The 17,864-nt window shown below is 61.6% G+C and carries 21 protein-coding genes and 1 tRNA gene; 7 read left to right on the top strand and 15 right to left on the bottom strand.

All coding sequences use genetic code 11. The annotated features are described in order from the left end of the window. Positions 1 to 4: 4 nt before the first annotated feature. From rpmI to thrS, 3 genes are all read right to left on the bottom strand, one after another. A complete protein-coding gene (gene rpmI / locus IAE40_RS22500; RefSeq protein WP_003250667.1) occupies positions 5 to 199 on the bottom strand; it encodes a 50S ribosomal protein L35 in 195 nt (64 codons plus the stop codon). Positions 200 to 260: 61 nt separating this feature from the next. Continuing rightward, positions 261 to 812 (bottom strand): translation initiation factor IF-3, encoded by a 552-nt coding sequence (gene infC, locus IAE40_RS22505; protein ID WP_172964767.1) that lies wholly within the window; start codon positions 810 to 812, stop codon positions 261 to 263. Next, on the bottom strand, positions 812 to 2,734 hold the full coding sequence (gene thrS, locus IAE40_RS22510) for a threonine--tRNA ligase (protein WP_054892051.1): 1,923 nt from the start codon (positions 2,732 to 2,734) through the stop codon (positions 812 to 814). Before thrS ends, infC begins: the two co-directional genes overlap by 1 nt. 330 nt (positions 2,735 to 3,064) lie before the next feature. On the opposite strand from thrS, the gene IAE40_RS22515 reads away from it, so the two are divergent. Both IAE40_RS22515 and IAE40_RS22520 read left to right on the top strand, forming a co-directional pair. Then, positions 3,065 to 3,367: a hypothetical protein gene (locus IAE40_RS22515; RefSeq protein ID WP_054892052.1), complete on the top strand. Its 303-nt coding sequence runs from the start codon at positions 3,065 to 3,067 to the stop codon at positions 3,365 to 3,367. Between the two features lie 163 nt (positions 3,368 to 3,530). Beyond that, positions 3,531 to 3,743: a cold-shock protein gene (locus IAE40_RS22520; RefSeq protein ID WP_012313861.1), complete on the top strand. Its 213-nt coding sequence runs from the start codon at positions 3,531 to 3,533 to the stop codon at positions 3,741 to 3,743. 89 nt (positions 3,744 to 3,832) lie between these two features. Here IAE40_RS22520 and IAE40_RS22525 read toward each other — a convergent pair whose 3' ends face one another. Next, positions 3,833 to 4,156, bottom strand: coding sequence for an I78 family peptidase inhibitor (locus tag IAE40_RS22525; protein ID WP_200603897.1), 324 nt, complete (start codon positions 4,154 to 4,156; stop codon positions 3,833 to 3,835). A 291-nt stretch (positions 4,157 to 4,447) separates the two neighbouring features. On the opposite strand from IAE40_RS22525, the gene IAE40_RS22530 reads away from it, so the two are divergent. Further along, positions 4,448 to 4,660 carry a hypothetical protein gene (locus IAE40_RS22530; protein ID WP_200603898.1) on the top strand — a complete coding sequence of 71 codons (213 nt, stop codon included), beginning with the start codon at positions 4,448 to 4,450 and terminating at the stop codon, positions 4,658 to 4,660. Here IAE40_RS22530 and IAE40_RS22535 read toward each other — a convergent pair. The 7 genes from IAE40_RS22535 to IAE40_RS22565 all read right to left on the bottom strand — a co-directional run bounded on the left by IAE40_RS22535 (position 4,632) and on the right by IAE40_RS22565 (position 11,660). Next, complete coding sequence (locus IAE40_RS22535) at positions 4,632 to 5,606, bottom strand: nucleoside hydrolase (protein ID WP_234465219.1); 975 nt, start codon at positions 5,604 to 5,606, stop codon at positions 4,632 to 4,634. The genes IAE40_RS22530 and IAE40_RS22535 overlap by 29 nt on opposite strands. A 115-nt stretch (positions 5,607 to 5,721) precedes the next feature. After that, complete coding sequence (gene rbsD / locus IAE40_RS22540) at positions 5,722 to 6,126, bottom strand: D-ribose pyranase (RefSeq protein WP_200603900.1); 405 nt, start codon at positions 6,124 to 6,126, stop codon at positions 5,722 to 5,724. Further along, the gene (gene rbsK / locus IAE40_RS22545) at positions 6,123 to 7,031 is read right to left on the bottom strand and encodes a ribokinase (RefSeq protein WP_197891282.1); all 909 of its coding nucleotides are present in this window, start codon (positions 7,029 to 7,031) and stop codon (positions 6,123 to 6,125) included. The genes rbsD and rbsK overlap by 4 nt, the downstream gene beginning before the upstream one ends. A 9-nt stretch (positions 7,032 to 7,040) precedes the next feature. After that, positions 7,041 to 8,063: a LacI family DNA-binding transcriptional regulator gene (locus IAE40_RS22550; RefSeq protein ID WP_063545313.1), complete on the bottom strand. Its 1,023-nt coding sequence runs from the start codon at positions 8,061 to 8,063 to the stop codon at positions 7,041 to 7,043. Between the two features lie 3 nt (positions 8,064 to 8,066). Next, positions 8,067 to 9,062: an ABC transporter permease gene (locus tag IAE40_RS22555; RefSeq protein ID WP_063545314.1), complete on the bottom strand. Its 996-nt coding sequence runs from the start codon at positions 9,060 to 9,062 to the stop codon at positions 8,067 to 8,069. Beyond that, positions 9,059 to 10,612 carry a sugar ABC transporter ATP-binding protein gene (locus IAE40_RS22560; RefSeq protein WP_200603905.1) on the bottom strand — a complete coding sequence of 518 codons (1,554 nt, stop codon included), beginning with the start codon at positions 10,610 to 10,612 and terminating at the stop codon, positions 9,059 to 9,061. The genes IAE40_RS22555 and IAE40_RS22560 overlap by 4 nt, the downstream gene beginning before the upstream one ends. Positions 10,613 to 10,706: 94 nt before the next feature. Further along, positions 10,707 to 11,660, bottom strand: a complete 954-nt coding sequence (locus tag IAE40_RS22565) for a sugar ABC transporter substrate-binding protein (RefSeq protein ID WP_054892060.1) — start codon at positions 11,658 to 11,660, stop codon at positions 10,707 to 10,709. Positions 11,661 to 12,059: 399 nt separating this feature from the next. Between IAE40_RS22565 and IAE40_RS22570 the strand changes: the two genes are divergently transcribed. The 3 genes from IAE40_RS22570 to IAE40_RS22580 all read left to right on the top strand — a co-directional run bounded on the left by IAE40_RS22570 (position 12,060) and on the right by IAE40_RS22580 (position 14,545). After that, positions 12,060 to 13,148, top strand: coding sequence for an asparaginase (locus IAE40_RS22570; protein WP_054892061.1), 1,089 nt, complete (start codon positions 12,060 to 12,062; stop codon positions 13,146 to 13,148). A 140-nt stretch (positions 13,149 to 13,288) separates the two neighbouring features. Then, positions 13,289 to 13,528 carry a DUF1654 domain-containing protein gene (locus tag IAE40_RS22575; protein WP_054892062.1) on the top strand — a complete coding sequence of 80 codons (240 nt, stop codon included), beginning with the start codon at positions 13,289 to 13,291 and terminating at the stop codon, positions 13,526 to 13,528. A 51-nt stretch (positions 13,529 to 13,579) separates the two neighbouring features. Further along, on the top strand, positions 13,580 to 14,545 hold the full coding sequence (locus IAE40_RS22580; RefSeq protein ID WP_200603901.1) for an endonuclease: 966 nt from the start codon (positions 13,580 to 13,582) through the stop codon (positions 14,543 to 14,545). Between the two features lie 48 nt (positions 14,546 to 14,593). On the opposite strand, the gene IAE40_RS22585 is transcribed toward IAE40_RS22580, so the two are convergent. Beyond that, on the bottom strand, positions 14,594 to 15,577 hold the full coding sequence (locus IAE40_RS22585) for an aldo/keto reductase (protein WP_200603902.1): 984 nt from the start codon (positions 15,575 to 15,577) through the stop codon (positions 14,594 to 14,596). Between the two features lie 105 nt (positions 15,578 to 15,682). On the opposite strand from IAE40_RS22585, the gene IAE40_RS22590 reads away from it, so the two are divergent. Further along, the gene (locus IAE40_RS22590) at positions 15,683 to 16,141 is read left to right on the top strand and encodes a MarR family winged helix-turn-helix transcriptional regulator (RefSeq protein WP_054892065.1); all 459 of its coding nucleotides are present in this window, start codon (positions 15,683 to 15,685) and stop codon (positions 16,139 to 16,141) included. 48 nt (positions 16,142 to 16,189) lie between these two features. On the opposite strand, the gene IAE40_RS22595 is transcribed toward IAE40_RS22590, so the two are convergent. The 3 genes from IAE40_RS22595 to IAE40_RS22605 form a co-directional block, all read right to left on the bottom strand. Then, entirely contained in the window at positions 16,190 to 16,615 is a 426-nt protein-coding gene (locus tag IAE40_RS22595) for a hypothetical protein (RefSeq protein WP_063545318.1), read from the bottom strand. A 265-nt stretch (positions 16,616 to 16,880) separates the two neighbouring features. Beyond that, on the bottom strand, positions 16,881 to 17,450 hold the full coding sequence (locus IAE40_RS22600) for an SPOR domain-containing protein (protein ID WP_200603903.1): 570 nt from the start codon (positions 17,448 to 17,450) through the stop codon (positions 16,881 to 16,883). 153 nt (positions 17,451 to 17,603) lie between these two features. Continuing rightward, positions 17,604 to 17,680 (bottom strand) — tRNA-Val (locus IAE40_RS22605). Between the last annotated feature and the right edge of the window lie 184 nt (positions 17,681 to 17,864).

The following is a 17,864-nucleotide window of genomic DNA, read 5'->3' on the forward strand; positions in this document are numbered from 1 at the left end:
GAAATTAACGTACGCGCAGCATGCGCTCGACTTTTGCCACGTCAGACGGGTGCAGCAAGCTGGCACCGCGCAGTTGACGCTTACGCTTGGTCGACATTTTGGTCAGGATGTGGCTCTTGAAAGCGTGCTTGTGCTTGAAGCCGGAAGCTGTTTTCAGGAAACGCTTCGCAGCACCGCTCTTGGTTTTCATTTTTGGCATGTTGGAACTCCGCATTCGATAAAATTACACAATAATCATCAGGCCTGCCGTGCCCGGGAGATTACTTCTTCTTTTTGGGAGCGATGACCATCATAAGCTGGCGTCCTTCCATCTTAGGATGCTGTTCGACGGTCCCGTATTCGACGAGGTCGGTTTCGACCCGCTTCAACAGTTCCATACCCAGCTCCTGGTGGGCCATCTCACGGCCGCGGAATCTCAGAGAGATCTTGGCCTTGTCCCCATCGGTAAGGAAACGTACCAGGTTGCGTAGTTTTACCTGGTAATCCCCTTCTTCCGTCCCTGGACGAAACTTGATTTCTTTAATCTGGATCTGCTTCTGGTTCTTCTTCGCTTCGTTGGCCTGCTTCTTCTTCTCGAAGAGGTGCTTGCCGTAGTCCATCACCTTGCAAACAGGCGGGACAGCGTCAGCGGAGATTTCCACCAGATCCAGCTTCGCTTCATCAGCGATACGAAGCGCTTCATCAATCGAGACGATGCCAATCTGCTCGCCATCAGCGCCAATTAACCGAACCTCGCGTGCCGAGATATTCTCGTTGATCGGTGCCTTAGGTGCAGTTCGTTTATCGTTTCTCATTTCACGCTTAATAGTCATTACTCCGATTCTTGGCGACCACGCCGGGAAACCGCATGCGACAGAAGCTCAGCGAACTGCGCGACGGGCATGGAGCCCAGGTCTGCGCCTTCGCGAGTACGCACAGCGACGGTTTGCGTTTCGACTTCGCGGTCCCCTATAACCAAAAGGTACGGGACCCTCAGCAACGTATGCTCGCGGATTTTAAAGCCGATCTTCTCATTTCTCAAGTCGGACTTGGCACGGAAACCGCTTCCATTCAGCGTTTTTTCCACCTCGAGGGCGAAATCGGCCTGCTTGTCGGTGATATTCATGATCACCGCCTGGGTCGGCGCCAGCCACGCAGGGAACACACCGGCGTAGTGCTCGATCAGCATGCCGATGAAACGCTCGAAAGAGCCGAGGATGGCGCGGTGCAGCATTACTGGACGCTTACGAGCGTTATCTTCCGCGATATAGCTGGCATCCAGACGTTCCGGTAGATTCGGATCGTACTGCAGCGTCCCACACTGCCAGTTACGACCGAGGCAGTCGCGCAGGGTGAACTCGATCTTCGGACCGTAGAACGCGCCCTCGCCCGGCTGGTATTCCCAGGCCAGACCGGATTCGTTCAAGGCGTCGGCCAGCGCACCTTCAGCGCGGTCCCACAGCTCTTCGGAACCGACACGCTTGGCCGGACGAGTGGACAGCTTCATGGCAACGTCGGTGAAACCGAAGTCCTTGTATACGTCCAGGGTCAGCTTGATGAAGTCGGCCGCTTCCTTCTTCACCTGCTCTTCGGTGCAGAAGATGTGGGCGTCGTCCTGCACGAAGCCACGCACGCGCATGATGCCGTGCAAAGCACCAGACGGTTCGTTGCGGTGGCAGGCACCGAATTCGGCCAGGCGCAGCGGCAGATCGCGGTACGACTTCAGGCCCTGGTTGAACACCTGCACGTGGCACGGGCAGTTCATCGGTTTTACCGCGTAGTCGCGGTTTTCCGACGAAGTGGTGAACATGTTCTCGGCATAGTTGGACCAGTGGCCGGAACGCTCCCAGAGGATGCGGTCGACGACCTGCGGGGTCTTGATTTCCTGATAGCCGTTCTCGCGCTGGACCTGGCGCATGTACTGCTCGAGCACCTGGTAGACGGTCCAGCCGTTGGCGTGCCAGAACACCATGCCTGGGGCTTCTTCCTGAAGGTGGAAGAGGTCGAGCTGCTTGCCGATCTTGCGGTGGTCGCGCTTTTCGGCTTCTTCGATGCGCTGGATATAGGCCGCCAGCTGCTTCTTGTCAGCCCAGGCGGTGCCGTACACGCGCTGCAGCTGCTCGTTCTTGGCGTCGCCGCGCCAGTAGGCACCGGACAGCTTGGTCAGCTTGAACGCCTTGAGGAAGCGGGTATTCGGCACGTGCGGGCCACGGCACATGTCGACGTATTCTTCGTGATAGTACAGGCCCATGGCCTGCTCGTCCGGCATGTCTTCGACCAGACGCAGCTTGTAGTCTTCGCCACGGGTGCTGAACACATCGATGACTTCGGCGCGCGGGGTCATCTTCTTGACGACGTCGTAGTCCTTGTCGATCAGCTGGTGCATACGCTGTTCGATCGCAGCGAGGTCCTCGGGGGTGAAAGGACGCTCGTAGGCGATGTCGTAATAGAAGCCTTCGTCGATCACCGGGCCGATCACCATCTTGGCGGTCGGGTACAGCTGCTTCACCGCGTGGCCGATCAGGTGGGCGCACGAGTGACGGATGATCTCCAGTCCCTCTTCATCTTTGGGGGTGATGATCTGCAGGGTGGCGTCGTGTTCGATCAGGTCGCAGGCATCGACCAGTTTGCCGTCGACCTTGCCGGCCAAGGTGGCCTTGGCGAGGCCTGCACCAATGGATGCGGCAACTTCAGCTACGGTTACGGCCTTGTCGAACGAACGTTGACTGCCATCGGGAAGAGTAATGGTGGGCATGGCGCCTCCTCTCCTAGTGGTGACCCCTACCAAAGGTCACGTGGGTTGGGATGAGCCAGTACAAGATCCGACCTGCCTTTCCCGGGGGAAAGCCTGCCTCACAGCGGCAGAAGCCTTTCGGCCTGTCAGGGGCGAACCAGAGTGACTGGAAAGATAACTTGCGCGCTGGACGTGAACAGCTGCAAGCCGACCATGCTAGCACGCGGCCTGCGCGTGACGCAGAAATATTTGGAATTTACGCCGGAGCGGTGAACTTGTACGGAAAAATTCCTATCAGACCCTCTGAAGCATCCTACTCTTGATGAGACCTAACCCAAGGAGTGTCTGGTTATGCGAGTTCAGTCTCTTCTGGCCGCGTGTGCCGCGAGCGTCCTGCTGCTGCCACTGGCCGCCACCGCAGGTAACTTCCCCGCCGGCAAGGAGGCAGCCTACATGACCCAGTGCCAGCAAGTCGCGACCGGCCAGGGCGTGGACGCGGCAACGGCGAAGAAGCACTGCGATTGCGGCGCCCAAGCCATCAAAAAGAATTTCACCGATAAGGAGATCCAGGACCTCGACAGCACGGACGGCGTCGACGCCAAGTTGATGGCGAAAGCCCAGAGCGTGGTACAGGCCGCCTGCAAGCCAAAATGATGACCCGCCGAGCCGCACCGATCGCGCATTGTTTGCGCCAGATCAGTATCCGGCTAAGGTAAACAGCGCTACATAAGCAGAATTAGACTATGATGTTGCCGGTGCTCCGTAGCCTCGGCCGCATTGCACCACTGAAAAACTAAATGTTCTGGAGATTCACCTCATGTCCAATCGCCAACAAGGCACCGTCAAATGGTTCAATGATGAGAAAGGCTACGGCTTCATCACCCCAGCAGGCGGCGGCGACGACCTGTTCGTACACTTCAAGGCCATCGAATCCGACGGCTTCAAGAGCCTGAAAGAAGGCCAGACTGTTTCCTTCGTTGCCGAAAAAGGCCAGAAGGGCATGCAGGCTGCTCAGGTTCGTCCGGAGTAATTCGGATACCGCAGTAAAAAAACCCGCCTTCACCGGCGGGTTTTTTCATGGATTCGGATTTATCCGGACAAACCATCTCCCTCGGGCGATCAGCCGCAGTTGGCGCGGATGACCTTGCCCTGCTCATCGACGTTCAGGTTCAAACGATCGGAGCGGTATTCCAAGGTGACGACATCATGGGGCTTGAGGATGCGGGCGGTCTGCGCACCTGTTGCCTTGCGGGCCTGCTCGAGCAGCTCGGGCGTGCCCTGCTTGCCGACGGCAAAATCGGCACCGCCGGCGCCGCAACGGCCATCACCACCAGCAGGGGTCGCCGGCGCGGCGCTGCCGCCATCAGACGAACCACCGGTGCTGCAACCAGCCAGAACGGCAGCCATCAGCAAGGTCGCCAGGGAAGCGCGGGTACGAAACATGAATCCTCCTAATCGATCTCGGGAACTGTCATATGCGACCGCTCCGCTCACAGTTTGTTGCAAAACCGCTCAAGTCTGCCTGATCTCGCCCGATCAGGCCAAAAGCAATCGTGACCGGATTTTGCACCGTGGCGATTGGTTAGGGCGGGGGGCCTGCTTATGCTTAAGTCGCAGCGCAACGGCTGCAAAGGCATGATTTACTTGGCAGACGTGGAGTGCGTCTCGCCTCCCCCGCGAACGCCAGGAGCCGGTGTTCGACCCCAGGCACCAGGCACAGTCGCGAGTACCCCCATGAACACCCACAGCATAGACGCCGACATCAAGGTCAAATGGGCCGAGGGCCAGAGCGCCTACAGCCCGGGCACTCCGGAAGAATTACTGCTGATCGCCATCGACCTGCTGGTCCGTGATCGGGGCAGTGAAGCGGCGCGCAGCTTCATCGACCAAGTGTTCGAGCGCTACGCGCTGCACGCCGCTATTTCAATCGAGCCAGGCGAGCGCTGAGCAGGTCGAAGAAGCCCTGGGCGTCGCCGTTCTCGATCCACATCACGTTGGCCGGCTGCTTGAGCACGCCGTACCAGTCGGCGACAGTCTGGGCGAAGGTCGGGCCTTCGCGGCTGTCGACCGTCATGTGGATCTGCTTGCCACTGAACAGCTCTGGCTTGAGCAGGTAGGCGATGACCGTGGCGTCGTGCACCGGGCCACCGCTCATGCCGTACTTGTCCATGTCGTACTTGATGTAGGCGTTGAGAATGTCCACCACCTTCTTGCTGGCGTCGTTGCCGACAGCGGCGAGCTGCTTGAGACGAGCGTCGCTGGTGATGATCTTGTGGGTCACGTCAAGCGGCAGGTAAGTCAGCTTGACGCCACTGGCCAACACCACTTCGGCAGCATGCGGATCGGCGTAGAGGTTGAACTCGGCCACCGGGGTGATGTTGCCGCCATTGAAGTGGGCGCCACCCATGATCACCACTTCCTTGATGCCCTTGACGATTTCCGGCTTCTGGATCAGCGCCAGAGCGAGGTTGGTCTGCGGGCCGAGCATGGCGATGGTAATGCTGTGGGGCTCGGCGGCATCGAGGGTGTCGACCAGGTACTGCACGGCATTGCCTTTGGCCAGAGGCTGCTTGGGCTCATGCACCGCGACACCCGTCAAGCCCTCCTCGCCATGGACATCGGCGGCGTAGATCGGCGTGCGCACCAGGGGGCGCCCTGCCCCGGCGTAGACTGGAATGTCTTCACGGCCGGCCCATTCGCGTGCCAGGCGTGCGTTGCGGGAGGTCTTGTCGAGGCGCACATTGCCGGCGACGGTGGTGATGGCGCGGATCTTCAACTCCTCGGGCGAGGCCATGGCCAGAAACAAGGCCACGACATCGTCGGCGCCGGGGTCAGTGTCGATGATCAGGTCCCGCGGGGCGGCGAATGCACTGACGGCGGCCATCGTCGACATGAGCACGACTCCTTGTAGCAAACGTTTGGCTTTGTTGATCAACATCCTGCTTCACTCCTTTGCTTTTGTTGTTTGGTCTGTTTCGGGTGGGCGGGCCGGTAAAGGCGCCCTCTACCTAGAACGTGACGCCCGCGATCAACGCGATATTGCTGTAGGGCTTGCACTCCCCGGTGCGGATCACCGCCCGCGCCCGCTGGCTCAAGGCCTTGAACGCCTCGTGAGGCATGCGCTCACGCTCACCGAGCAAGCCCAGCGCATGCTGCTCCTCGACCTCCACCAGCCCGGACGGTGCGGCGCTGAAAATCTCGTCGGCCAACACGTGCCGCTCCACCTGCATCTCGCTGAGCACCACGCGCAACACGCTGGCAAAATCCGGAATGCCCGGCGTCAATGCCAGGTCGATCAATTCCACCCCTGGTGGCACCGGCAGGCCGGCGTCGCCGATCACCAGGATGTCGCCGTGCCCCAAGCCGGCAATGGTGCGCGACAGGGCGATATTGAGCAGCGCGGTCTTCTTCATGGCGCCAACTCCTTGAGGAAAGGAATGGATGGCTGCGCCCCTGCACGGGTGACCGAGATGGCTGCAGCGCGCTGCCCCCGTACGATCGCCTCGCCCTCCTCCAGCCCACAGGCAAGCCCAGCCGCGAAGCCGCCGACGAAGGTATCGCCTGCAGCCGTGGTGTCCAGCGGCTTAACCTTGGTCGCCGGGAAATGACGGCTGCCATGCTCGCTGACGAACAATGCACCTTCAGCGCCCAGGGTGACGATCACCTTGCCCGCACCCCATTCGCGCAGGCGCTCGGCGGCACACCGAGCACTGTCGATATCGTTCACCGGCAGGCCGGTCAAGGCCTCGGCCTCGCTCTCGTTGGGGATGAGGTAGTCGATATGGGCGAACCACGCTCTGGGCAGCGGACCCGTCGCCGGGGCCGGGTTGAGAATGACCGTCTTGCCCAGCTCGCGACCGCGAGCCAGAGTCCACGCCACGGTGGCAGGTGGCACCTCGAGCTGGCAAATGATCACCTCGGCGTTCTGCAGCAACGCATCGAAGCGCTGCACCGACTCGGGGGTCAACAGGCCATTGCCGCCCGGGATGATGACGATGGCGTTCTGGCTGGCGGCATCCACCACGATCAACGCCACGCCACTGGACACGCCCGCGCAGACGCCCACCGCCTGGCAATCGATGCTTTCGCTCTCTAGGGCATGGCGCAACTGCTGGCCATAGGCGTCATCGCCGACATTGCCGACCATGGCCACGCTCGCCCCCAGGCGCGCGGCAGCGACGGCCTGGTTGGCACCCTTGCCGCCGGGCACGGTGAAAAAACTGTCGCCGGCGAGGGTTTCGCCGCCACGCGGCAGACGCTCGGCACGGGCCACCAGGTCCATGTTGAGGCTGCCGACCACTACGACCTTGGCATGCATGGGTCTTCCTTAGCGGTAATCATTGAACAGGTCCGGGCGCGGCCCGGTGGATTCGCGCAGCACGATACGCGGCGCGACGATACGTTGCTGCGCCGTATCGCGGCGCGGTGTAGCGATGCGCGACAGCAGCAACTGCGCAGCGCTGTCGCCCAGCTCGCGGATCGACTGGCCGACAGTGGTCAGCGGCGGATACACATAGCGGCTCAGCTCGATGTCATCGAAACCGATTACCGAGAGCTGGCCAGGGACGTCGATATTGCGCTCGGCCGCAGCACGCAACACACCGAAGCCGATCATGTCGTTGCCCGCAAAGATCGCCGTCGGCGGCCTGTCTTCGAGCAGCTGCGCAGCCGCTGCGTGCCCACCAGGGCTGGTAAAGTCGCTATGCAGCACGCGATCGGCGGCCACGTCCAGCCCGGCCTCGGCCATGGCGCGACGAAAACCGGTCACACGCAGTTGGCTGACGCCAGTCTCGGCCGGCCCCCCGATGCAGGCAATGTCGGTATGGCCGAGCTCAAGCAGGTGGCGCGTAGCCAGATAGGCCCCCAGCTCGTGATCGATACGCACAAGGTCGGCATCGACACCTTCGAGGGCTCGGTCGACGATGACCATTGGCGTGCGCACGGCAGCCAGGCTTTCGAGCAGGTCACGGTCTTCGCCCACCGAGGCGACGATCAGGCCATCGATGCGTTTTTCCAGCAGCACCCTCAGGTAGCTGCGCTGCTTCTTCGGATCATCGTCCGAATTGCACAGGATCACGCAATAACCGTTGCGCTCGCAGCCGTCCTCGATACCGCGCGCCAGCTCGGCGAAGTACGGGTTGACGCTGCTGGGCACCAGCAAGCCGATGGTCGCGGTGCTGCGCGCCTTGAGCGAGCGGGCCACGGCGCTTGGAACATAGTCCAGTTCGGCGATGGCGGCCTCGACCTTCAGCCGCACGTGCTCGCTGACCGGACGGGTCTTGTTCAATACATGGGACACAGTGGTGTAGGAAATACCCGCCAGTGCCGCGACGTCTTTGATGGTTGCCATGGGTCAGTTCCGCCGGGTCGCACGTCGGCTGCGATAGGTATCGAGGACCACGGCGATGACGATCACAGCGCCAGTGATGATGCGCTTGGTTGGCTCGGAAGCGCCGATCTGCGCCAAGCCCGCAGCCAGTACGGAAATGATCAGCACACCGAAGAACGTGCTGATGATCGAGCCTCGCCCGCCCATCAGGCTGGTGCCGCCGATCACCACGGCGGCAATCACCTGCAGCTCAAGGCCCGAGCCCGCATTCGGGTCAGCAGCCTCAAGGCGGGAAATCTGGAACAGCGCGGCAAGACCGGCCAGCAACCCCATCAGAGCAAACACGCCGATCTTGTACGGACGCGGGTCGATGCCTGCCAGGCGCACGGCCTCTTCATTGGTGCCGATGCCGATCAGGTAACGACCGAATACGGTGCGGGTCAGCACCAGCTGGGCGAGCACGATCACCAGCAAGGCGATGATGAATGCCGGGGAGATCCCGAAGGCGATCGGGTTGGAGAACCAGGAGAATGCGTCGCCGATATAGGCGGTGCGTGAATCGGTGAACTGGTAGGCCAGGCCGCGGGCCATTTCCAGCACGCCGAGCGAGACGATGAACGACGGAATGCGCCAGGCCACGGTGACCGCACCGGTGATGCTACCGGCCAGGGCGGCGATGGCCATGCCCAGGAGCGCGGCAGGCAGCACACTCCAGCCCCAGCCGAGGATGGCGACGCTGACGGTCGAGGCGGCCAGGGCAAGTACCGAACCGACCGACAGGTCGATACCACCGATGATCAGCACGAAGGTCATACCGACGGCCAACACCATGAGGTCGGGAATCTGGTTGGCCAGGGTGCTGAAGGTGGCGTACGAGAGGAAGTGGCTGCTCAGGAACGAGAACAGCACGATCATCGCCAGCAAGGCGCCGGCCAGCCCCAGGTAGGTACCCAGGCCGAAATAGGTGCCGCTGCGGCGGGCCGGCGTGCTGCCGGCGGAGTCGAGGGAGGGGGTCTTCATACATCCATCCTGGGAGCTGCGTCGTGCAGCAGTGCGTCACGTTTCTGATAACCGGCGAAGGCGGCGGCAAGGATCTGGTCCTGGCTCCAGCCATCACGGTCGAAGGTCTCGATCAGTTGGCCAGCAGAAAGCACGGCGATGCGGTCGCAGATCAGCATCAGCTCGCGCAGGTCACTGGACACCACCACCAGGGCCTTGCCCTGGCGGGCAAGCTCGGCCAGCAACCCATAGATGTCGAACTTGGCGCCGACGTCGATGCCGCGGGTGGGTTCATCGAACATCAGCACCTGGCAATCGCGCTCCAACCAGCGACCGATCACCACCTTCTGCTGATTGCCACCAGACAGCTCGCCGACCGCCTGGGCGGGGTTCGCGCTACGGATACGCATGGCGCTGATCTGCCGCTCGGCAAGCTCACGCTCGGCAGTGGCGTCGAGGATCCCGGCCCGCGATACCGCACCCAGGTTGCCCAGGGCGACATTGGCGCTGATCGAATGCGGCAGCAGCAGGCCTTCGCCTTTGCGGTCCTCGGTGATCAGCGCGATACCGGCGCGCACAGCGGCTTTGGGCGAGTCGATGACCACCGGCTGCAGCGGGCGTCCGAGCTGGATGCTGCCACTGTCGGCGCGATCGGCACCGTAGATCAGCCGCAACAGCTCGGTACGCCCGGCACCGATCAGCCCGGAGATACCGAAGATCTCCCCTGCCCTGACCTCGAACGACACATCGCGCACCTTGTCGCCACGGGTCATGTGTTCGACCTTGAGCAACGGCGCACCGATTTCGCGGCGGCCAAGGTCGATATGCTCGCCGACTTCGCGACCGACCATCAGGTTGACCAATTCGTTGCTGCTGTAGCGAGCAATCGGCTCGGCGCACACCAGCTTGCCGTCGCGCAGCACGGCGATGCGCTGCGAGACACGCTGCAGCTCTTCGAGCCGGTGCGAGATATAGACGATGGCCACGCCGCGCTGGCGCAGGCGCTCGATCTGCGTGAACAACAGCTCCACTTCGCGCGCAGTAAGCATCGCAGTGGGCTCGTCGAAGATCAGCACGTGGCAGTCGCCGATCAGGTTGCGGGCGATTTCGACCATCTGCTGATGGCCAATGCCCAGCTCGCCGACCGGGGTGTCCGGATCGATGGCGTCCAGCCCGACCTGGGCCATGGCCGCGGTGGCCAACTGGCGCAGGCGCTTCTGGCTGATCCAGCCGGCGCGGCTGGGCAGGTTGTCGAGGAACAGGTTCTCGGCAACGGTGAGCGTGGGCAGCAGGTTGAGCTCCTGCATCACCATGCGCACACCAAGGCGCTCAGCCTCGCTGCGACTCGCGGGGCTATAAGGCTGGCCGCGGTAGGTCATCTGCCCGGTGGTGGGGGTTTCCAGGCCACTGATGAGCTTGGACAAGGTGCTCTTGCCGGCGCCATTCTCGCCAGTCAGGGCGAGCACCTCGCCACCGCGCAGGTCTAGCGTGACATCGCCGAGCACGGGCTGGGCGTACGTCTTGCCCAGGCCGGTGACACTGAGCACGGATTCATGGGCCGACATGGCCACCTCTCTCATGGAACGCGCTGCAACTGCTTGAACTGGCGCTGACTCTGCGGGAGCGGCGAACCACCGCTGCATCGGACTCAGCGCACTGCCAGCATCACTTGGTGATCAGTTCTACCGGTGTCTGGATGACATTGTCGGCATCGACATCAGGCTTCTCGCCCTTGACCATCTTCAGCGCCGCCTGGATACCGAACACGGCCTGCTGGCTGGCTGCCTGGTCGAGCGTGGCGAGCACACGGCCGTCCTTGAGCATCGGCTTGATGGCGTTGATGTTGTCGTAGCCGACCACCTGTACCTGGCCGGTCTTGCCGGCAGCACGCACAGCCGAGACCGCGCCCAGGGCCATGCTGTCGTTACCCGCCAGCAGCGCCTTGAGATCGGGGTATTCGTTGAGCATCGAGGCAGCAACGGCGTTGCCCTTGTCGATCTCCCAGTTGCCAGACTGCACCGAAACGATCTTCATCTGGGCAGCCTCCATCGCATCCTTGAAGCCCGCGGTGCGCTGCTGGGCGTTGGTGGTGGTCGGCACACCTTCGATGATGCCAACCTGATCGCCGGCCTTGAGCTTCTCTTTCACCAGGTAATCGCCAACCAGACGCGCGCCCTTGCGGTTGTCGGGGCCAACGAACGGCACGCTGATACCTTTGCTCTTGAGCACTTCGGGGTCGAGGCGGTTGTCGATGTTGACCACGGTGATGCCCGCGTCCATGGCCTTCTTGATCACGGGCACCAAAGCCTTGGAGTCGGCCGGAGCGATGACCAGGGCCTTGGCGCCGGTGGCGATCATCTGCTCGACGATACGGATCTGGTTGCCGGTGTCGGTTTCGTCCTTGATGCCGTTGGCGACAAGTTCAAAATCGTTGGGATGTTCTTTCTGGTAGGCCTTGGCGCCATCCTCCATGGTGCGGAAGAACTCGTTAGCCAGCGACTTCATGACCAGCGCAACCTTGGGCTTGTCCTCGGCATGGGCCTGGGACAGCGGGATGGCGAGAGACAGGGAGGAGAGAATGGCAATAGCCAGCAGACGACCTGGGAACGGCAGCTTCATGGATAACTCCGAATCTTGTGGTTTTTATCGGACCGCAAACGTTTGCGCTGCCTTACTATGGGAACAGGAACAGGTTTTGTCAAATGACTTTCCGGGGTTCCAGCTCCCGTCGTACTGCTCGGAGATTATCCGGCAAATAGTCGGAAAACCGAATAGCTACTGTAGAGATTGTTCGGATTTCCGAATAGCAAAACCCTCTGCAACCCGCCTCGCGGGAAAACCCGTGCCTAACATGGCAGCGCCGTCGTTGAGTGCTCCACACACTGCTGGGAGCGGGTTTGGCCGTGAAAAATCCGACTCAATTCTCCCTGCGCCTCACCACTGCCGCCCCCTTGGTACGGAACCTGCCTACAACCCTGTGCGAATAAACATCTCATTTGGAAGAGAGAAGAAAAAATAATGAACACCGCACTGAAAACCTTTGCACCGGGCGCACTCGCCCTGCTGCTTGCACTGCCAATGACCGTTTCCGCCAAGGAAGCAGAACAACAGCAGAAGCTCGCCAATGTGGTCATCCTCGCCACTGGCGGCACCATTGCCGGGGCCGGCGCCAGCGCTGCCAACAGCGCGACCTACCAAGCTGCCAAGTTGGGCATCGACAAGCTGATTGCCGGCGTGCCGGAACTGGCCGACATCGCCAATGTACGTGGCGAACAGGTGATGCAGATCGCCTCCGAAAGCATCAGCAACGACGACCTGCTCAAGCTGGCCAAACGTGTCGCAGAGCTGGCCGACAGCAAGGATGTCGACGGTATCGTCATCACCCACGGCACCGACACCCTGGAAGAGACAGCCTACTTCCTCAATCTGGTCGAGAAGACCGACAAGCCGATCGTGGTCGTCGGCTCGATGCGTCCGGGCACCGCGATGTCTGCCGACGGCATGCTCAACCTGTACAACGCCGTGGCCGTGGCTGGCGACAAGCAGTCACGTGGCAAGGGCGTACTGGTGACCATGAACGACGAGATCCAGTCCGGTCGTGACGTCAGCAAGTCGGTCAACATCAAGACCGAGGCGTTCAAGAGCGCCTGGGGTCCGATGGGCATGGTCGTTGAAGGCAAATCGTACTGGTTCCGCCTGCCGGCCAAGCGCCACACCAGCAACTCCGAGTTCGACATCAAGCAGATCAGCAGCCTGCCCCAAGTGGACATCGCCTATGGCTACGGCAACGTGACCGATACCGCTTACAAGGCCTTGGCCCAGGGTGGCGCCAAGGCGATCATCCATGCCGGCACCGGCAACGGCTCGGTGTCGTCGCGCGTAGTCCCGGCACTGCAGGAACTGCGCAAGGAAGGCGTGCAGATCATTCGTTCCTCGCACGTCAACCAGGGCGGTTTCGTGCTGCGTAACGCCGAACAGCCGGACGACAAGAATGACTGGGTCGTGGCCCATGACCTGAACCCGCAGAAGGCGCGGATCCTGGCAATGGTCGCCATGACCAAGACCCAGGACAGCAAAGAATTGCAGCGGATCTTCTGGGAATATTGATTCAGGTTTGAGTTGGAGCGGCCCTGTGCCGCTCCTGCTACAACCGCATTAGCCTTTGGATGCTTTTTGCCTGACATGCTGTTGCGAAAAAACTGACAGTGAAATACTGTACGCACATACAGCAAAACAAGGAAAGTTCCATGGCCAGCACCGCCGCAGCGCCCAGCAGTTATGAACAACTGGGCGTACGCATCCAGAAGATCATCAACAGCCCCACCGCCCAGCGCAGCCGCGCAGCACTGATCTTCCGCCTGGAGCACGAGTCACCCGACGACTGGGAAACCCTGCTCGAAGAAATCGCCGAGAACGACAACGTCACCCTCGCCCACCGTGACGATGGCGGCATCCAGATCTTCTGGACCGTCCCCAAAGAAGACTGATCCTTCCTCCCCGCCCCGCCTCTTCCACCGAAAGATGATTTGCGCTCGCCCATGAAAAAACTGCTGTCTGCCGTTGCCCTGCTCCTGTCCGTCGCCACTCCAGCGCTCGCCAACCCTCCCGCCACCTTTGCCGAAGCCAAGGTCGTGGCCAAACAGAAGATCTATCTCGACCAGGCCAGCAGCGCCATGGGTGAGCTCTACTGCGGCTGCAAATGGACCTGGGTGGGCAAGTCCGGCGGGCGCATCGACCCCGCCTCCTGCGGCCTGCAAGCCCGAAAGCAACAGACCCGCGCCGACCGCACCGAGTGGGAACACATCGTGCCGGCTTGGACCCTGGGTCATCAGCGTCAATGCTGGAAGAACGGTGGCCGCGAGCACTGCGCCGACGACGACCCGGTATTCCGTGCCATGGAAGCCGACCTGTTCAACCTGTACCCGGCTGTGGGCGAGGTGAATGGCGATCGCAGCAACTTCAACTATGGCATGGCGTCGGGTGTGGGGCAGCAGTACGGCCAGTGCAAGACCCGCGTCGATTTCAACCAGCGCGCTGCCGAGCCGCGCGATGAAGTCAAGGGCCTGGTCGCCCGCACCACCTTCTATATGTTCGATCGCTATGGCCTGAACATGTCTCGCCAGCAGCAACAACTACTGATGGCCTGGGACAAGCAGTATCCGGTCACCCCCTGGGAGCGCGAGCGCGACCGTCGCATCGCCGGCATCATGGGGCACGCCAACCCGTTCGTGAGCGGCGAGCGGCGCTGGACAGTCGGCTACAAGCCCGTCGGCGACGGTGTGGTCAGTGGCGTTGCCGCCAAACCCGCCAAGGCCACACCTCAACCCACCCTGGCCAAGGCCAGCATGACGGGCACGATCATCGGCAACCAGAACAGCCACGTCTACCATCTGCCCAGCGGCTGCCCTGGCTACAATCAGGTGTCGGCCAAGAACCAGGTCAGCTTCGAGTCCGAGTCGCAAGCCCGAGCGGCCGGTTACCGCAAGGCCGGCAACTGCCGCTGAGCCTCATGAACCGGGAGCGCTTTTACGGCGCCCCAGAAGCAAGATCAGTCATGCCACCGGAATGCGAGCAGTCCGCTCGACCTGCAGCGACACGAGCTGGCTGACGTCATCCAGGCGCTGCAAATGCTCGCTGCTGAGCTTCACCTCAAGCGCCGCCAGGTTCGATTGCAACTGCGCCAGCGAGCGCGGCCCTATCAGCGGCAATGTGTCGTGACTGGCGGCCCAGGCGATCGCCACCTGATCTGCCGGTACGCCATGCTCCTGCGCCACACCTAGCAGCGCATCGAGGATCGCGCTGCGCTGCGGCGAATTCTCTGCCTGGAACACCTTGCCGCCCAGGCCCTGTGCTCGCCCGGCCTCGCCCTGGCGGTACTTGCCGGTCAGCATGCCGCCGCCCAAGGGCGAGAAAGTCATCATGCCCAACCCCAATGCTCGACAGGTCGGCAGCAGGTCCAGCTCGCATTCGCGGCGCACCAGGCTGTGTTCGAACTGTGCAGCAGCAATAGGCACGGCGCGAGCAAGCTGGGCATAGGTGGCCGCATGGGCCACACGCCAGGCAGGGAAATTGGACAGGCCGACATACAGCACCTTGCCTGATCGCGAGAGGTCTTCCAGACCACGCAGCAGCTCTTCGGTCGGGGTCACATGATCGGGGAAGTGAGCCCAGTACAGATCGACACGGTCCGTGTTCAAACGCTTGAGACTGGCCTCCAAAGACGTGACCATGGCTTTGCGGCTATTGCCGGTGGCCAGCACGCCCGCAGTGGGCGAGGCGCCCTGGGTGAACTTGGTCGACAGCACCACCTCATCGCGGCGCCCTGCCAGCAAGCGCCCCAGATGCGTTTCAGACTCACCGAACTGATAGATGTCCGCCGTATCGATGAGATTGCCGCCAGCCTCAAGATAGGTGTCAAACATCGCCTTGCATGCATCGGGGTCGGCGCCATGACCCCAGGCGGTGCCAAAGTTGCCTGTACCCAATGCCAGCTGGGACAGTTGTAATCCGGTCTTGCCAAAGGGTGTGTAGCGCATGGATGCTCCTGAGCCGATGAATACCGTTCCAACAGGCGCCAGGGTGGATCGCCCCCGGCCAACAGAACATTTGCATATACAAATGTTGCAGGTACAATATTTCACATGAACACATCAATCAAGCCCTCCGGCTGCACAAACCTCAAACTGCGCCAATTGACGCGCATGGTCACCCGCCACTACGACCAGCACTTGGCTGCCATAGGCCTGAAGAACACCCAGTACGCCCTGCTTTCCCATGTGCTGCGGCTCGGCCCGTTGCGTCCAGGTGAGTTGGCCAAGGCCATGCAGATGGAACCTTCGACCCTGACGCGCAACATGCAACCACTGGTAGCCCAGGGCTGGCTGACCATTTCGGCAGGCGGCGACGCGCGCAGCCGTGCGGTGCAGATCACCGAGGCCGGGATAGAAAAACGCGAGGAAGGCAGTCAGGCGTGGCAGGCGGCCCAAGACTCATTGCAGGACGCGCTGGGGCTGGAGCGCATCAGCGCGCTGCATGTACTGATGGATGCGTGCATGACCACGCTCAATGACCCGGAGGCTGAAGCAGCTGACTCCCTGTAGAGTCGGCCCCGTATCGTGACCAGACGCCCCCGCCAAGGGCGTGCGCTATCACGCCAGCGCCTGCAGATAGGCGCTGGCCTCTCGATAACGGCTCAGCCGGGCGATATCGGCGGGCCCCGGACATACGATTCGCGAGAGGTCACTGTTGTCGGCGAGGTCGGCCAGCTTCACTTCGCGCGCCAGCGGATCACTGCCCAGCCGCACGACGAAATCCTCGTAGCGCTCACCCTCACGCCGACTCAACGCCAGCAGCGCCGCCAGGATTTTCAGAGTGAAGCCCTCGCGGGCCAGGTCGGACAGGGTCAGCGGCGTATCCTCCAGCACATCGTGAAGCACCGCGACGATTCGCTGCTCGGGCGTCGAGACCCGCTCCATCACCCGCAGCGGATGCAGGATGTATGCGGCGCCGCCTTTGTCGATCTGCCCTTCGTGGGCTCTGGTCGCCACCACGATTGCTCGTTCCAGGCTAGACATGACCCCTCCTTTCATCCCGCACGTCGTCGCACACGCGCCATTGCAACAGCATCGACAAGGATGCCGTCACGCAAAGCATAGTCCAGTAAATGTCCTTCGACTTCAAAGCCATGGCGCTTGTACAAGATCAGTGCCGGTTCGTTGTCGCTGTATCGTGGCCTATCGAATGGTAAGGCGGGCGTGATCGGCCTCCTTGGCAGTAGAGGCCGCAATACAGGAGGCTATGACCGAGGCTATGCAACGCCCCTGCCCGGGCGCGGGAGTATCAGCGCTTGACGCCGTGCTGAATGACGATCGAATCCGTGCCCAGGCGTGCCATGACGTCGGCCTTGCGCGCATCGGCCTCGTCCTTGGTGGGGAAAGGCCCCATCAGCACGACAGGCTTGCCGTCGCGGTATTCGACCCAGGAAGGGATGCCTTTTTCGATCAGGCGCGCGGTCATGTCGGTGAGTGCGCCCATATTGGGCCCCTGCACGACTTCGACATCCCAGCCTTCCGGCGCCGGTTCGCCAGCCAGGGCATCGGCACGGCGCTGCAGCTCGGCACCGCCGCAGATCTCACGGATGCGCAGATTGTTGCCGCTATCGTCGACCAGGATCTCGTACTGGCCATCGTGCTTGATCGCCACATAGCTGCGATAGGCTTCATACTGGCCGACGTCGTCCTTGCCGCGGACCTGACCGCAGATCGAACCCTGAGTGTCGATCCGCACGTTGGCGAACTTGGCCGTCTTGGGATTGTGCAGGTGTTCGGCCACCTGGTTGTGCACGCCCTCGACCTCGTTCTCACAGCCAGCCAGGGCCAGCACCGCCATTACCACCGCCAGTTTGCGCACGCACCTATCTCCTGATTTGAAGGACCGGATTCTAGCATGGAGGATACAGAGCGCCGACGGCCAGGCTGTCGCAGGGCGTGTCGCAGCCAAGCCGGCATTGCCTGAGGCCAAAACAAAAGGGGCGACCCTTGCGGATCGCCCCTCTCATCGATTTGGTAGGCACAATTGGACTCGAACCAACGACCCCCACCATGTCAAGGTGGTGCTCTAACCAACTGAGCTATGTGCCTGTCGTGTGGTGCGCATATTAGTGATCGAATGCACACCTGTAAAGCGTTTTTTCTCAAAAAAATCAAAAACTTTGCAGGCTGGAGCTATGCCCGGACGCAAAAAAGGGCGACCCTTGCGGATCGCCCCTTTTCTTCGATTTGGTAGGCACAATTGGACTCGAACCAACGACCCCCACCATGTCAA

This window comes from Pseudomonas sp. S44 (assembly GCF_016624805.1).
GTDB classification, from domain to species: Bacteria; Pseudomonadota; Gammaproteobacteria; order Pseudomonadales; family Pseudomonadaceae; genus Aquipseudomonas; species Aquipseudomonas machongensis.